The sequence below is a fragment of the Aeromonas schubertii genome, assembly GCF_000820105.1.
Lineage (GTDB): Bacteria > Pseudomonadota > Gammaproteobacteria > Enterobacterales > Aeromonadaceae > Aeromonas > Aeromonas schubertii.
Genome location: NZ_CDDB01000041.1, coordinates 1 through 14,912, shown reverse-complemented (window position 1 = coordinate 14,912; position 14,912 = coordinate 1). Strand labels below are relative to the sequence as shown.

General features: G+C 49.5%; 11 protein-coding genes and 3 tRNA genes. 8 read left to right on the top strand and 6 right to left on the bottom strand.

What is annotated here, in order from left to right:
• Positions 1-86: 86 nt before the first annotated feature.
• The 3 genes from BN1133_RS08360 to BN1133_RS08350 all read right to left on the bottom strand — a co-directional run bounded on the left by BN1133_RS08360 (position 87) and on the right by BN1133_RS08350 (position 2,904).
• Entirely contained in the window at positions 87-614 is a 528-nt protein-coding gene (locus BN1133_RS08360) for a hypothetical protein (RefSeq protein ID WP_050666085.1), read from the bottom strand.
• Positions 615-1,931 (bottom strand): polyamine export protein PaeA, encoded by a 1,317-nt coding sequence (paeA, locus tag BN1133_RS08355; protein ID WP_050666084.1) that lies wholly within the window; start codon positions 1,929-1,931, stop codon positions 615-617.
• A gap of 127 nt (positions 1,932-2,058) precedes the next feature.
• Complete coding sequence (locus tag BN1133_RS08350; RefSeq protein WP_050666083.1) at positions 2,059-2,904, bottom strand: flagellar protein MotY; 846 nt, start codon at positions 2,902-2,904, stop codon at positions 2,059-2,061.
• Positions 2,905-3,067: 163 nt separating this feature from the next.
• Between BN1133_RS08350 and rnt the strand changes: the two genes are divergently transcribed.
• The gene (gene rnt / locus BN1133_RS08345; protein ID WP_050666082.1) at positions 3,068-3,727 is read left to right on the top strand and encodes a ribonuclease T; all 660 of its coding nucleotides are present in this window, start codon (positions 3,068-3,070) and stop codon (positions 3,725-3,727) included.
• Positions 3,728-4,044: 317 nt separating this feature from the next.
• Here the strand turns inward: rnt and BN1133_RS08340 are convergent.
• Positions 4,045-4,132, bottom strand: a tRNA-Ser gene (locus tag BN1133_RS08340).
• A 238-nt stretch (positions 4,133-4,370) separates the two neighbouring features.
• On the bottom strand, positions 4,371-6,092 hold the full coding sequence (gene dauA / locus BN1133_RS08335; RefSeq protein ID WP_050666081.1) for a C4-dicarboxylic acid transporter DauA: 1,722 nt from the start codon (positions 6,090-6,092) through the stop codon (positions 4,371-4,373).
• Between the two features lie 333 nt (positions 6,093-6,425).
• Here dauA and BN1133_RS08330 point away from each other — a divergent pair.
• From BN1133_RS08330 to BN1133_RS20080, 4 genes are all read left to right on the top strand, one after another.
• Positions 6,426-6,501: transfer RNA gene (locus tag BN1133_RS08330), tRNA-Asn, on the top strand.
• Positions 6,502-6,503: 2 nt separating this feature from the next.
• A tRNA-Asn gene (locus BN1133_RS08325) sits at positions 6,504-6,579 on the top strand.
• 511 nt (positions 6,580-7,090) lie between these two features.
• A complete protein-coding gene (locus tag BN1133_RS20085; RefSeq protein ID WP_153006683.1) occupies positions 7,091-7,624 on the top strand; it encodes a hypothetical protein in 534 nt (177 codons plus the stop codon).
• Between the two features lie 459 nt (positions 7,625-8,083).
• A complete protein-coding gene (locus BN1133_RS20080) occupies positions 8,084-12,208 on the top strand; it encodes an NACHT domain-containing protein (RefSeq protein WP_153006684.1) in 4,125 nt (1,374 codons plus the stop codon).
• Between the two features lie 616 nt (positions 12,209-12,824).
• On the opposite strand, the gene BN1133_RS20075 is transcribed toward BN1133_RS20080, so the two are convergent.
• The gene (locus BN1133_RS20075; RefSeq protein WP_153006685.1) at positions 12,825-13,715 is read right to left on the bottom strand and encodes a hypothetical protein; all 891 of its coding nucleotides are present in this window, start codon (positions 13,713-13,715) and stop codon (positions 12,825-12,827) included.
• A 265-nt stretch (positions 13,716-13,980) separates the two neighbouring features.
• Here BN1133_RS20075 and BN1133_RS08320 point away from each other — a divergent pair, with 265 nt between their 5' ends.
• Genes BN1133_RS08320 through BN1133_RS08310 form a run of 3 tightly spaced genes read left to right on the top strand, consistent with a single transcriptional unit; the run spans position 13,981 to position 14,901 of the window.
• Entirely contained in the window at positions 13,981-14,199 is a 219-nt protein-coding gene (locus BN1133_RS08320; RefSeq protein ID WP_050666080.1) for a hypothetical protein, read from the top strand.
• A 12-nt stretch (positions 14,200-14,211) separates the two neighbouring features.
• Positions 14,212-14,649 carry a hypothetical protein gene (locus BN1133_RS08315; protein ID WP_082177956.1) on the top strand — a complete coding sequence of 146 codons (438 nt, stop codon included), beginning with the start codon at positions 14,212-14,214 and terminating at the stop codon, positions 14,647-14,649.
• A gap of 21 nt (positions 14,650-14,670) precedes the next feature.
• The gene (locus BN1133_RS08310) at positions 14,671-14,901 is read left to right on the top strand and encodes a hypothetical protein (RefSeq protein ID WP_231686250.1); all 231 of its coding nucleotides are present in this window, start codon (positions 14,671-14,673) and stop codon (positions 14,899-14,901) included.
• Positions 14,902-14,912: the final 11 nt, after the last annotated feature.

Below are 14,912 nucleotides of genomic sequence, written 5' to 3'. Positions count from 1 at the left end.
CAAAGGTCGCGCATTCTAACCAAGTTTGTGCCGCTTGTAGAGGGGCCGTAAAAAAGGGGGCAAGCCCCCTCTTGTCCGAGCGGCGCCTAGCGCCCCGCCATCACCTGCTTGAGACGGGCACTCCAGTGCCGCACCTCACCATTTTGCGGCAGGCTCTGCCATATCTGCCGGTAGCGGGCATCGCCGAGAGGACCGAGACGAGCCTCCAGGCCACTGCGGATATAGTCGTGGGCCGTCGTGGTGGCATGCTCCGAGGTGAGGAACTTGCGCACCGGATCGGTCAAGTGCACATCGCGCATGCCGAGTAGCGGATAGTCGGTATGCACCGCCGCCAGCATGGTCTCACGCAGGGCAGAGTCGACGTAACCGCGGGCAAACAGGGCCTGCACCGAGGCTATCGATCCTGGCTTCGGCCCCAGGTACTGCTCCTGGAACTGGATCCGCTCCACCCCTTGCGTCTGTACCTTGCCGTCGGTGCGCGGTGCGGCAGGCGCAACAGCGGCAGCGACGGGAGCAACCCGGGCTGGAGCGGGCTGCGGCTTCTGACTGCAACCGGCCAACATAAGGGCGACCACCAGCCCCATCAGGGGATAGCCGTTAAAACCCATCATCATCTACTCCTGGATGGCCGGCTCGGCCGGTGCTTCAATACGGGTCACCAACAGCTGATCCACCTTGTAGCTGTCGATATCGACGACCTCGAACTTGTAACCGGCAAAGGTCACCGAGTCGGTCCGCTTGGGGATCTTGCGCAGCATATACATGATAAAGCCGGCGATGGTCTCGTAGTTTTGATCGTCCGGGAACTCCTCGATGGCGAAGGCTCGCATCACATCCGAGATGGGGGTAACGCCATCGACCAGCCAGGAGTGCTCATCGCGCTGCACGATCTGCTCTTCCACCACATGAGTCGCCCACTCGCCCATCACGGTACTCATCAGGTCGTTCATAGTGACGATACCCACCACCAGGGCGTACTCATTCATCACCACGGCGAAATCACCACGATGATTCTTGAAATACTCCATCGCCTCGTAGAGGGTCAGGGTATCGGGAATGATGAGCACGTTGTGGATGAGGGAGTCACCACCCTTGAAGTCGATGCTCTTGCCATTGATGACGCGGATCAGCAGCTCTTTGGCATCGACAAAGCCCTTGATACTGTCGAGGTTCTTGTCGCACACCAGAAACTTGTTGTGGGGGTGATCGGCAATCTTGGCCTTGATGCTCTCTTCACTCTCTTGCAGGGTGAAGTAGATGAGGCTCTCACGGGCCGTCATGGCCGAGGTGACGGAGAGAGACTGCAGCTCGAAGACGTTCTCGATAAGCTGCTGCTCTTCCCGTTGCAATACCCCCGCCTCGGCCCCCGCATCGACCAGGGCGAAGATATCGTCAGAGGTGATCTCGTCCTTGCGCACGGTCGAGATACGCAGCAGCCGAAACAGGGCATTCGCCAGACCGTTGAAGATCCATACCAGAGGACGCAGCAACACCACCAGGAAGATCATCGGGCGAACAATGCGCACGGCGATCTGCTCGGGAAAGCTCATGGCCAGTCGCTTGGGCATGAGATCGGCGATCAGAATAAAGCTGCAGGTAACAACCACAAAGGAGAGCACAGAGCTTATCTGCCCTAAACCGCTGCCCTGATAGACACGGGAGACCAGCTCCTGAAAGGCCGGGTTAAGACTGGACTCGCCCAGCACACCGGCGAGGATCGCCACCGTGTTGAGGCCAATCTGTACCACGGTAAAGAAGTTCCCCGGCTGGGCTTGCAAGTCCAGCACCTTCTGGGCATGGCGATGCCCCTCGTCCACCATCACCTGCAACTTGATCTTGCGAGCGGCGGCGAGAGAAATCTCGGAGAGTGAAAAGAAGACACTGCCGGCAACCAGCAGCGTAAGCATGAATAAACTGTCAGCAAAACTCATGATGAACCTATCGGCTAAGGCCGCTCGGCATCATCATCCCCGATTGAGGACGCTCGAGCCGCGGCACAGGGGCAATATGATAACAGAAATTAGCCGAAAAAGGGGGAGAGGCGAGCCGTTACGCCTCCTAGAGGTTACTGCTGCGCTCCATGGAGATGACCACACGGCGGTTCTTGGCCCGTCCCTTTTCTGTCTCGTTAGAGGCTACATGTTGCTTCTCCCCATGGCCCTCAACCGCGATCTTGGTCGCGTCGAGTCCCAGTCCGGTGAAGAAACTCTTGACGCTCTCGGCCCGCTTCTCGGAGAGCTTCTGGTTGGTCCAACGGCCGCCATAGCTATCGCTGTAGGCGTCGATGACCACCACATCGATACTGGGATCGGCCTTGAGATAGGCAGAGATCATCTCAAGCCGGCGCCGCGAGGGGGCCGAGAGGCGATCGCTGTTTTTCTCATAGGTCAGAATACTGAAGGCGATATCATCGAAACTGTAGGGCAGCAGGCTGCTCATGCAATCCATGAAGGCCTGATACTTGACCCGAAAGTTTACCGAGGAGAGGGAGACGCGCACGGCCCTGTCCTGACGATACCAGTCCCGATATTGGAAAGTGGGCATGCGTCCCCCCTCCAACTCGTCGAGCATGGTCCAGGCAGTCTGACCATTCACCAGACCATCAAATTGTTTGTAGAAACGCAACTGAGCCAACTGGCGGCCTGCCACTCCGGGGCGCCAGGCAGGAGGCATGGAGCCGAGCGTCACCGACTGACTCTGCGCCTGGGGGCGCTGCCCATGCAGTTCGAAGTCGAGGTTGATCTGTTTGCCGGCACGGGCCACAAACATGCCGGTCCCCCAGCTTGGAATAGGATGCTCGAGGCGACACTCGACCTGAGTGTCCGAGGTCAGTCGCCAGACAGACTGATCCAGACTGGCACCAAACTCGGTGACTCCAGCCTGAACCGGTACGGCTGCCGCCATGATTGCCCACCAACTGTGCTTCACTGACCATCCTCCAGAGAACCTCAGCTCTCTTATCGGCAGTCATCCCCCATCCTTTAGGGCCATGCAACGGTGCGGTCGGGGCGACAATCGGCCACGCTTTTGCCATAATGCCCCCTCGTTTTATGCCTGTTGAGATCCCATGACCGAGTCAGTTCATACCCTGAAGGGACGTTTTCGAGGCTTCTATCCCGTCGTCATCGATGTGGAGACCGCCGGTTTCAATGCCAAGACCGATGCCCTGCTGGAAATCGCCGCCTACACCCTCAAGATGGATGAGGCGGGCTGGCTCAGACCCGACCAGATTTTCCATTTTCATGTCGAGCCCTTTGAGGGAGCCAACCTGGAGAAGGCGGCCCTGGAGTTTACCGGCATCGATCCCTTCAACCCCCTGCGCGGCGCCGTGAGCGAGAAAGAGGCGCTGACCGAGATCTTCAAGGGGATCCGCAAGGGGATGAAGGAGAGCGACTGTGGGCGTGCCATCGTGGTCGCCCACAATGCCACCTTCGATCATGGTTTCGTGATGGCCGCCGCCGAGCGAGCCGGCCTCAAGCGCAACCCCTTCCACCCCTTCGCCACCTTCGATACCGCAGCGCTCTCGGGGTTGGCACTGGGCCAGACGGTGCTGGCCAAGGCGTGCCAAAGCGCAGGGATCCCCTTCGACAATAAAGAGGCCCACTCGGCCCTCTACGATACCGAGCGCACCACCGAGCTCTTCTGTCATATCGTCAACCGCTGGAAGGCTCTGGGGGGCTGGCCACCCACCCTGTCAGAGAACGTCCCGAATGAGGGCGATGAGTGATGCCAAGACGGGAGCCAGGGCTCCCGTTTTTCTCTCTGACAAGTCGCCATGAAGAGAGTGACAAGCAAGGGATCACATCAGACTTATGATTCATCAGGTAAAGCAAAAGGCCCCGTCTTGCGACGGGGCCTTTTGCTTTACTTGACCACTACAGAGGGAGGGATGATTCGCCGCCAGGACGGCTCACCCCTTAGGGGCGTCCTTCGAATGTTCGTCGCAGCAGAGCTGCTCTGCTCGAACCCGCCCAAGCTTCTTACCCTCCTTTGGCTCAGGGCAAGAAACGAAAAAGGGTCCACTTGAGTGGACCCTTTCGAATTTGGCGGTGAGGGAGGGATTCGAACCCTCGATACGTTGCCGTATACACACTTTCCAGGCGTGCTCCTTCAGCCACTCGGACACCTCACCAAATTTTGTCAGCTTAATGTTTGCTGGCTGTGCGGAGCACGCTCTGCGTGCTTTTCATGTCGACTTCGTCGACGGGCAGCCACTCGGACACCTCACCAAATTTTTTGTTCTGCGCTGTGCGTCGGAACGGGGCGTAATGTAGGGGATTGAACCTGTGGGGTCAACACCTATTTGTCTCTAGTGTGCCGTTTGCTCAAAAACCACACCGATTGAGCGATAACCCCACATTTTCTTACGCTTAGCGCACCATTAACTCGGCCAGAGCCTCCTCAACCGTCGGGTAGAAAGCCAATCTGTCGGGGCGGGGGTGGACCTTGGCCCGAGCCAGGGTCTTGAGCGGCTGAAACTGCAGCTCAGCCACACGAAGAGCGACCCCCCGCTGCGCCAGAGCCTGCTCAAACTGCAAGAAGGCCGACAAACCACCGGCATCGAGTACGGTCACCGACTCCATCTGCAAGACCAGCACGTCGTGTCCCTCTACCTTGCCCAGCAACTCTCCGAACACGCGTTCGGCGGCCGCGAAGAAGAGCGGACCATTGATCTTGTAGAGCAGGGTACCCGCCGACACCTTATGGGCATGGCGACGATCCTCGGCCATGTTGTGAAGGCGGGTCATTCTTGCCACCTCCCGCATAAAGAGCAGGGAGGCCAGGATCACCCCGAAGGTAATGGCGATCACCATATCGAAGATGACGGTGAGGAGCAGACAGACCAGCAACACCACCACATCCGAACGTGGGGCCCGGCGGATCAGCTCCACCGCCTTGTGAGCCTCACTCATGTTCCAGGCGACCACCAGCAGCAGTGCCGCCATGGCCGACAGCGGCAACCAGGAGAGCCAGGGAGCAAGCACCAGAATGGCCGCCAGCACAACCAGCGCGTGCACTATGCCGGAGATCGGGGAGGTCGCCCCTGCCCTGACGTTGGCAGCCGAGCGGGCGATGGCCGCCGTCGCCGTAATGCCACCGAAGAAGGGGGCGAGCACATTGCCAATCCCCTGCCCTACCAGCTCGGCGTTGGAGCTGTGTTTACGCCCCGTCATGCCATCGAGGACCACGGCGCAGAGCAGCGACTCGATGGCCCCCAGCATGGCCATGGAGAAGGCCGCCGGCAGCAGACGTTGCAAGGTGGTCAGACTCCAGGCCACCGGCTGCCCATCGGGTCCGGGCAGAGCCCAGGGGAGGACCAACTCGGGGGCGATGGGCGGAATACCGCTACCCTGGGTGCCATCGGCCAGGGTGTAGTGGAACTTGGAGCCGATGGTTGCCACATCCACTCCGGCCAGATGCAGGCCATAACCGAGCCCGACCCCGATCAGTACCGCGGGCAGATGGCCGGGTACTGGCAGCTTCAACCTTGGCCAGAGTAACAAGACAGCCAGCGTGACGACGCCTGTGAGAGTATCCCCCCACTGCCAGCTCGGCAGGGCCTGGGCCAGCGCCTCTACCTTGCCCAGATAGGTCTCCGGCATCTCGGCCACACTCAGACCGAGAAAATCCTTGATCTGCAAGGTAGCGATCACGACGGCAATCCCCCCGGTGAATCCCAGGGTAACCGAGGGGGGGATGTACTCGATGAGACGCCCAAGGCGGCCCACTCCCATCACGATAAGAAAGAGGCCCGAGATCAGGGTCGCCATCAGAAGACCCGACAGCCCGAACTGCTGGGCCACCGGATAGAGGATCACCACAAAGGCCGCCGTCGGTCCCGAGATAGAGAAACGGGAGCCACCGGTCACGGCGATGGCAATACCGGCGATGATGGCGGTGTAGAGGCCGTGCTGCGGTGCGACGCCGCTGGCAATCGCCAGCGCCATGGCCAGCGGAATGGCGATGATCCCGACGGTGACGCCGGCGACCAGATCGCGCCCCAGGCGCGTCAGGTTATAGGGCTCTTGGAAACAGGCTTGGCGAAGGGCAATACCCAGCCTAACACTCTGTAGCTGTGTTTGATTGTGCATCGAGGTGTAATACCAGAAGAGATAAAAAAGACCGGTAGAGACCGGAACCCGAGTCATCGGGGCGTCGGCAAGCGGGGTCGGCGCGACGATGGTATCGCTAACATTGTAACGCGATTGAGAGCGAACCGGCGCCGATCAGGATCAATATATGAGCGCGCCACCCGGCATGAGAAGGTGGGGCGGGCATCGCCGAGCGGGCGCCATCTTCGATGATGAATGGCTCTTTAACCATATGATTGTATTGAATTTAGCCAACCGATATCCAGGGTGGTGCAACGCCTTGACAGCACCGGAGGGGCTCATTATCATGCGCCCCGTCCCGCAAGCGACGATTCCTCCATAGTTCAGTCGGTAGAACGGCGGACTGTTAATCCGTATGTCACTGGTTCGAGTCCAGTTGGAGGAGCCAATTCCCCCGTAGTTCAGTCGGTAGAACGGCGGACTGTTAATCCGTATGTCACAGGTTCAAGTCCTGTCGGGGGAGCCACATTCGAAAGCCCAGCCTTATGGCTGGGCTTTTCCATATCTATCTCTTCATAGTTTCAAGCCGAGCCAGCTATGCCTCACCGCTTGCTCTGCCACATTCCCCTCGCAGTGAACGATCCACTCTCCCTGTTTTCTCTCAACTCAAATTCGACTAACGATTACTCCGGTCCCTATCCGGTCAGCTCAGCTTGCGAATGGGTCACGATCTAGCCAAAACCAGATGTCATCCCCTCCCCTGACGTAAATCCCCCCAGAAACCCCCTCCGGTCACAGCTTCCGGTCTTTCTGCTGGGAGACCATGGGGATGGTCAGACCGGAGCCGGTGGCTCTGGCGTGGAGATAACGCAGATTGAAAAATGGAGACGCTCACGAAGGGCAAGGGAGGAGGAATGGTTAGTGGGCAAGACCGGAGCAGCTCTGGGGCATATCCGGTCACGAGATTCACTACCACACGGCACCGCATTTATGACAAAATAATCAATTATCACATCTGATTAAATTTGGCGGTGGGAATGGAACAACAAATCTTAGGTTTTTTTGAGGCCAGTGACTTTCTAGAGCATGAAGTTCTCAGGCCTTTATCCCATATTCGCCCAGGATGGGAGCTATTTGTCGACCCGACAACAGGTAGATATAAAGATGAGGAGGGCACATTTGCTTGGCTCTTCAATCATTTGATCACAAGAATCTCCAAGAGCACACCTCCAGATAAGTACCACGATTCAGAAGACCGTCTCGCCGAGCATGTGCAGACAAGTCTCAACTGGAAAATGTCAAAGCATCGTGGTATCTGGCGTAATGCTTCAGGCCATCGTCTTACCCCAAATGATTACCTAGTAACCTTGGAACAAGGTGGTTTTAAGATTGATGGCATAGAAGACTTGATAGCTGCGGCTTCTGGACGTGTACATGCAGCCCTTCAATACGGCCAAAGGCACTTCGACGATATGGAAAGGGGGCACCAAGTCATTCTTGCGGGGGTTCTTGCAGCAATCCTATATCACTGGGACCCTATAGAGCCCGAGATTAGAAAATTAGAAGTCTGAGGGGCCTCTTCAATTCAAATAGCCCAGAATACTACTACAGTAGGCCGTTGCACGATTCGCAATGATTTTAGCCTAATGTATCGCGTCGATGCCGACGAGGTGACGGGTCGTCACGCCGACGCGACCGTCGGTAACCTTCACTGGCGTTAAGTTCAGCCGATATTGTTGCCGAGAATCATACTGTGGTTGACAGATTACCAACACACGCAACATCTTGTATGCTTACTTTGGAAAGTATGTGTTTCTTTTTCCCAATTTTCTTGGTTGTACTGTTGAATGTCTTTCAATCGTCCCCATATATACAGGATATAGTACAAATATGATTATAACTTTAACTTGGTGAGGGCTATAAATGAAATTATTACCAAATGTATACCGAGTTGAATCTTACTCAGACTCCTACAGATAGGTTTTAAATTAACACCCCCCATATCTATATCTGCAACATAAGGGATTACCGTGGCTACAATAGATTTCAATCAAATTCGATCTACACCTAAGAGCAAAAACGATAGCTTTGAATCACTAGCAATACAGCTCTTTAAAGTTCACTGCAATCAACCACAAGGTTCTTCATTCTTTAGTTTAAGGGGGGATGGTGGTGACGGTGGAGTTGAGGCTTATTACAAAACTCCGACCGGTAAAATTCTGGGGATTCAAGCAAAATATTTCTTTAAGCTTGGCAGTAGTGAGTTTGGTCAGATTAAGAGTTCTTTGGATACTGCGCTTAAAAACCACCCCACGCTAACCGAATATTGGATTTATCTACCATTTGATCTAACAGGTAGAGTTGCAGAGGGAAAGCGAGGAAAAAGTGAAGTTGAAAGATTTGAAGAGTGGAGCAATGAAATATCTACTCAGCATCCTGAACTTAAGATAAATCTAATTACAGCAGAATCAGCAAGACAACAAATCTTGACGATGGATAACTCAGGCGGTTTTATTTCCTACTGGTTTGACGAAAAAACATTAACTGCTCAGAATATTCGGAACTGTATAGATTCAGCTGCCTCTTTTGCTGGCCCGCGATATTGTAGTGATCTAGACATAATTACAGAAGCTCATGATGCTTTAGACTCTTTTGGTGAGGTTTATGATTTTGAACAATGGATTACCAATATTTGGAAACCATTAAAATCCAACTTTAGGTCAAAGGCTCAATACTCAGAAAAGATCTTCTCCAAGTCTCAAGACAATGAGAGAATACAAGCAGTACAATTATTACAAAATCTTTTAGATAAAATCTCCAGCAAATACAACATCCTTGACAAGGTAGTTCTTTGCTCGACTATAGATATAATAAAGTTGCTCAAACCATTCTGCGAAAATGCGGTCAAGCAACAAGAAAAAAATTTTTTATCGGAATATGGTGAAGGTAGCGACACGCCTTCATTTAGACAGTTTCAAGCTGAGTACATGTGTGTATTCCCTGCAGCTGACTTAGATAACTCAAGGGAATTACTTGCATCGATAACAGATATTGAAAATACACTCAATAGCCCACTTATTCAGTCATACCACGCGCGTTCTTTCTTACTAACAGGACCTGCAGGGGCAGGGAAAACACATTCTATAGTAAGCTTTGCGAAGAGAAGACTCGACAAAGGCGCTCATACGTTGGTGCTCTTCGGTGAAGATTTTAATAATGCTGAGCCTTGGGATGTAGTAAGAAGTAAACTAGGTTTTGGCTCCGATGTTGGACGAGATAAGCTACTATCTTGCCTCCAAGCAAGTGCTCAAGCTAACCGTCATTGTTTTGTTATTGCCATCGATGCGTTAAACGAAGGAACAAATGCAAGAAAATGGAAAAATAAACTACCAGAGCTAATCCAACAACTAAAAGAATATGATTGTATCAAAATCGTGGTATCTACTCGTGATATATACACTAACTTAGTTGTTGATGAACGATTCCCTGGCTATGCTTATAGCCATATTGGATTTACTAGAAACTTTCACGAGGTGCTCTCTTCGTTTTCACAACGGTATCATGTTGAAAGCGAGATAACTCCTATCTTTACAGATGAGTTACGAAACCCATTACTGCTGCATCTAGTTTTCAAAACTCATAAGTCGGAAGGTTCTTCTTCTCTTGATATATCAGCTAGTGGTTTCTCAACCATTTTCTATAAATACCTCAAGCAAATCGATGATTCATTGAGAGATAAGTTAGACTACGTTAACCCTAAAAATATTGTTAGAGCAGTAATGAGTAGATTGTCTGATGTTCTAGCAAATTCTGACACTCAAACGATTAACTGGGAAAACGCCGCAAATGCAATTAAACCTATTATAGGAAATGAACTATCTCCTGAAAGATTCATTGATGAGCTATCCAAAGAGCAATTACTTATTTTATCATCAAATGGCGATGAGGATTTTCTGATTAGGTTTGGTTATCAGAGATTTGGAGATATGCTGCGTGCATCTTCAATAGTACATGCCTATCAAGAAGCAGGAAATAGTGATCTATCAATCCTTGCAGAAAAACTGACCATTTTGACAGAAATAGAAAATGGCGTCTTAGAGGCTCTTGCAAGCATTCTTCCTGAAGAAATAGGAATTGAGATCACTGATGACCGCTTGGGCTTAGATCGAGATTTATCCCACAATCTTTTCGTTAAATCACTAACTTGGCGTTCAAAGCAAAGTGTTACTCCGTGTATCGAGGAACACATGCTCGGTGCACTAAGAAGTGGGGGGTTATGGCAAGCTGTTTTTGAAAGCATGTTTAAGCTATCTGTAGTTCCAAACCACTATCTGAACGCAGAAAATTGGTTCAAAACATTTCAATGGCGACAAGACTCCCCATCAAGAGATACTTATCTTTCTGTTGCGTTGGCGAAGTCCTATGAAGAAAAAGGTGCCATTTGGTTTCTAATTGAAACTTTGGAAAAAATAGAAGAAACAAAATGGCCTGAAGAAAGCTATAAATTAGCATCCTCATCCCTCCTTTGGTGTTGTTCAGCTACGGACAGGCGAATTAGAGACCAAGCAACAAGATGCCTCTGCCTACTTTTTACAAATCATCCGGCAATCTGCCAACATGCAGTCAACACGTTCCTTGGCTGTGACGATGACTACATTCTTGAAAGCTTGATTCAAGCTATGTATACGGCCAGCTTACTTTCACCTGAGTCAGCTGAAGACTTTGTACATCCATTAAGTATATATATTAAATTCAATAGAAGCTCAAAAAACATTCTAATTCGCGAACATTCCCAACTATTGAGACAAGAGCTTTTGAAACAAGGGATTGAAAACGATAGAATACCAGATCAATTTATAACTCCTTCTCTGCCAGCAAAATGGCCTGTTCTAAGAAATGTGCAGACCTTTCTTACACTAGAAAATTTACCGTTAAATATGCGGTTATGGGGCAACCAATTAAGCCCTGACTTTTGGCGCTACAAAGTTGAACCAAGGCTTAGATCTTTTGACTTAAAATCACAAAACATAAGTCATGAGAATATTGCCTGCTGGATCATGAAAGAAGCCGAACATATCGGCTATCCCGGTTATGGTAATGGTGCTCTAAACCACGACTTGGTAACTCTTCATAAATATGGAAGAGGAAGAGCAAAGCCAGGATATGCAGAAACGATCGGAAAGAAATGTTACTGGATCGCTTTACATCGATTGATAGGTTTGTTGGCTGCAAATGTGCCAACGACACAGTCTAGTTGGGAACCACAATTGGCTTCTGATCGATTCTGGTCGTTAGAACTCAGAAAGGTGGACGTATCTGACATAAGAGATTTATCAACAACAAAAAAATACCCATTCACAGACCTAATAAAAAAAGAACTTAAGCTACCTGATATTAATATTGACAGTTGGTTGCAGACTGACGATTACTACTTGGCAGACAACATACTCATCTTAAATGATGAGAGCAATACAACATGGATCAACCTGAGTTTTTATTCAGAGGTTCACACTAAGCAAGATGAGGATGACATCTCATTCAGCGCAGAAAGCTTCCTTGCTATAGCTAGCTATAGTGGCTATTTTGTTAAGCCTAGCAACATTAAAAATTTCGGTTCCGACAATTACAATAATAACCAATGCTACCGTGTCTACTTAGCAGAATACCCTAGAAGTCCGGCGTTCAAACAATGTGTTGCTGAACAAGATACAGCCATTTCAGATGACCAGAGAATATTCTCTAGCATTCAACTTTTGAGAGGGAGGGAGTGGGAGTACGATTACTCAAGTAATGTTGAACAAAGCTCTATTCATATGCCTTGCCCGGACTTAGTTGAGAAGATGAACCTTCACTGGGATCAAGACAGTGGATGGCTCGATGAAAACCAAGACATGGTTGCTTTTTGTCATAACATCGATAGTAATTCATCTTTATTTATCAGGAAAGATATTTTAGATAATTATCTATCTACATCAGGTAAGTCACTGGTATTTTCACGATATGGTAGAAAACAGTTTAGCAATGGATTTGGAGACAATTCAAAGCTAGTCGAAGTGACTAGTAGATATGTCTACATCCCAAACGATTGCTCTTTAAAACTCATTAGCGAAGAAAGCGAGCACTTTGGTTTTGAGCCTATTGAGGAACTAGAGTAAAAAATTTGGAAAAATTTTAGAGCGTACTCTTTTCGGAACAAATAGTCTCCAAAATCAATTTTCTGGAAAGAGTACGCAGTCCTGACCGACAAAGGTATTGCAGATAAATTTCAGATTCTACTTATGGCAGTAACAAACGAAATCGCGTCGATGCCGACTAGGCGTCGGACCGTCGGACCGTCGGCAACTTTCACGCTCCACCAGCCCTCCCCAGCAGTTCAACCTACAAATGCTGTCAGAAATGGCTCCTTTGGGTATCCCATGTTTTGAATGAAACCCAAAGTATGGCAGATTGCTGGCTCACAAAAACCTTTGCGTTTAAAAAGAGTTGTTTGCATGGCGACCAAGAGTATTGGCGAGCTGACCCAGGATGAGTTCTTGAGAATACTAGGCCAGACCAAGGTAGTTCAAGAGATGGCAGCCGTGCAGATGTGGGCCGGTCGACCAGAGACAGCTGTGTAAACGAGGTTGATGGAAAATGGTACAAATCGTGTCGATGCTGACACCATAAAACATCGAAGCATCAACACGAATAACACTCAAAAAGCTAAATAAAACACAAACCTCAGCTTGATTTTTTATTTCTCGCTCCCGCTTCGATATAACATAAAACCGCTCACCTGACTTTATAAACTTCACTTCTCGGAATAGATAGAGTGATCGATTTCTCTCCCGATGTGAATTGAATTATATCATCAGCACCGAATGCACTTGCAAGTATGTTTGCATTAGTGTACTTGTCGTATCCTTTCACTACGGAACTAGACTCACCATTAATACCATTATCTTTAATAATACCTGAGTATTTCTGCGATACATATACAGTCACATTATCATTGCGTATTTCAGATAGTCTCATCACCCCATTTACAATAGTATTCGCCATTCCTGCCACCAATATTGGCATAACCAATATTAACACGCCGCAAAACAATGACTTCCATTTGTTTCTTTCAAGAAACTCTTTTTCTCGTCGGGTAATTAAATCCTGAGGCTTAGAGGTTATTAATGCTCGCTTATTAAAGCTGTCCACTAACATTAACCAAACCATAGAACTTGCAATAGTAGCTATCAATATTTGAATGAATGAATCGAAATTTTTTGTGTGAGATATAAAAATTAAAGTCCCAAAGAATGCAAAAGGATAGTCCTCAATGTTTATCTTCTTAAATGTCACTTTTTTATACTTAGGTCTCTTTCCTCGGAAAATCCTCAAAAAATTTAAATAATCATCAAACATCAGCAATGGCTTAATAAGCAATTTTGAGAGAAAGTGACCTAGGCATATCAATGAATATATCATAAAAAAATACGCCAGCCCGAAGACTAATGATATCATAACAAATAGTGCACTATCCCCAACACTTAGGTCTCGTGGAAAAAAACCCAAGTTATTATAATGTTTGAAGACAATTAAAAATCCAATTGCTATAGCTATTTTAAAGACAAAATTAATAACTGAAGAAAAGCTGTCAATTTTCTTTGTTACTTCCTCAAGTGTACCCATCTTTCCCTCCACACAAGAAATACTGTATGCAAACACAGTACACCGGAAAAATGAATAGTTCAATATGATTCACACCTTTTTTCAGAAGGGCTCAAATTAAAACCCCCAGCCTCACACCACAGGTGATTATTTAAAATCAAATTTATTTAAAATAACGTAACACCTCTACTTTTAAATACATATTAAAGCTATGTTAATCCCGAACATCAGGCCTTGAGCTCACCACTCAGGGCCTTTTTCATATCCACAAATCTAAGGAAAAAACATGTATATCCGTCACATTTTGAGCAAACAAGTCGCCGCAGTCAGCATCAAGCCAATGAGAGACGGTAGTGTCGATTTCACGGTAAAGGGCAGTACCAAGGGGGCTGTAAAGGGCGCTATCACCGGAGCTGGTATCGGGGCCAAAGGCGGTATCCCTGGAGCCGTTGCAGGCACCATCATCGGCGGCACTATCGGCTATATCACTGGGCCAGCGGACTGAGGGAGATCAGCCATGGATGAGTTCATTCAAGAAGGGAAATACGCTTCCCACGAAACGCTCAAGGGGTATGCCTACAGCTGGCAAACGCTGAGCTTGCTGATGCAGGAGGTCATCACAAACGGTATGTATGTTCCTGAGTTCCTACCAGATGAAAATCAGCCTGTGCTGCTGGTCGTGATCAAAGAGGCGACCGTGCTCAAGGCCAAGTCCCTGCACAGTGAAGCGCCTGAAGTATTGATCTCGATAGCTTCCCACACAGGCGAGTCAGTCAGAGATGACGACAACGGTTACTACGCCGACTACTGGCGGTTAGCTGCAGGAACTATCAAGCTGATCGACTGTGCTGAAGATGCCGTGTTCTGGCTGCCCCTCCCCGCTGTCGAAGCATGGGAGCCAGATCAAACCTCGCCTGATTTGGGCACCACTATCTACCTGAAATCCACTATCTGACTATCTCGAAGGACGCTAAGCATGAATACCAAAACCGATAAGCAAGCAGCCAAACAGCAAGTAAATACGACTGCCACAGCTAAGTTTGATGGCATACAAGCATCACCAGCCAAGGTGGTCTTGGTCAGTGGCGTAGCCACCCTACTGTCCCCAGGCTCTACAACTACCGTGGGCTATGAGATTGGCCATGAACCCGAGCAGGCTGAACTATTGATCCGTCTGACAGGCAGCAGCGGTGGAGGCCTGATCTGACCCAGCAATCG

What these genes read in the sequence shown, in the direction of transcription:
- BN1133_RS08360 (WP_050666085.1), bottom strand. Translation starts at nt 614, where the DNA reads ATGATGATGGGTTTTAACGGCTATCCCCTGATGGGGCTGGTGGTCGCC.
- BN1133_RS20085 (WP_153006683.1), top strand. Translation starts at nt 7,091, where the DNA reads ATGGAACAACAAATCTTAGGTTTTTTTGAGGCCAGTGACTTTCTAGAG.
- dauA (WP_050666081.1), bottom strand. Translation starts at nt 6,092, where the DNA reads ATGCACAATCAAACACAGCTACAGAGTGTTAGGCTGGGTATTGCCCTT.
- BN1133_RS20075 (WP_153006685.1), bottom strand. Translation starts at nt 13,715, where the DNA reads ATGGGTACACTTGAGGAAGTAACAAAGAAAATTGACAGCTTTTCTTCA.
- BN1133_RS08320 (WP_050666080.1), top strand. Translation starts at nt 13,981, where the DNA reads ATGTATATCCGTCACATTTTGAGCAAACAAGTCGCCGCAGTCAGCATC.
- BN1133_RS08310 (WP_231686250.1), top strand. Translation starts at nt 14,671, where the DNA reads ATGAATACCAAAACCGATAAGCAAGCAGCCAAACAGCAAGTAAATACG.
- BN1133_RS08315 (WP_082177956.1), top strand. Translation starts at nt 14,212, where the DNA reads ATGGATGAGTTCATTCAAGAAGGGAAATACGCTTCCCACGAAACGCTC.
- BN1133_RS08350 (WP_050666083.1), bottom strand. Translation starts at nt 2,904, where the DNA reads ATGGCGGCAGCCGTACCGGTTCAGGCTGGAGTCACCGAGTTTGGTGCC.
- paeA (WP_050666084.1), bottom strand. Translation starts at nt 1,931, where the DNA reads ATGAGTTTTGCTGACAGTTTATTCATGCTTACGCTGCTGGTTGCCGGC.
- rnt (WP_050666082.1), top strand. Translation starts at nt 3,068, where the DNA reads ATGACCGAGTCAGTTCATACCCTGAAGGGACGTTTTCGAGGCTTCTAT.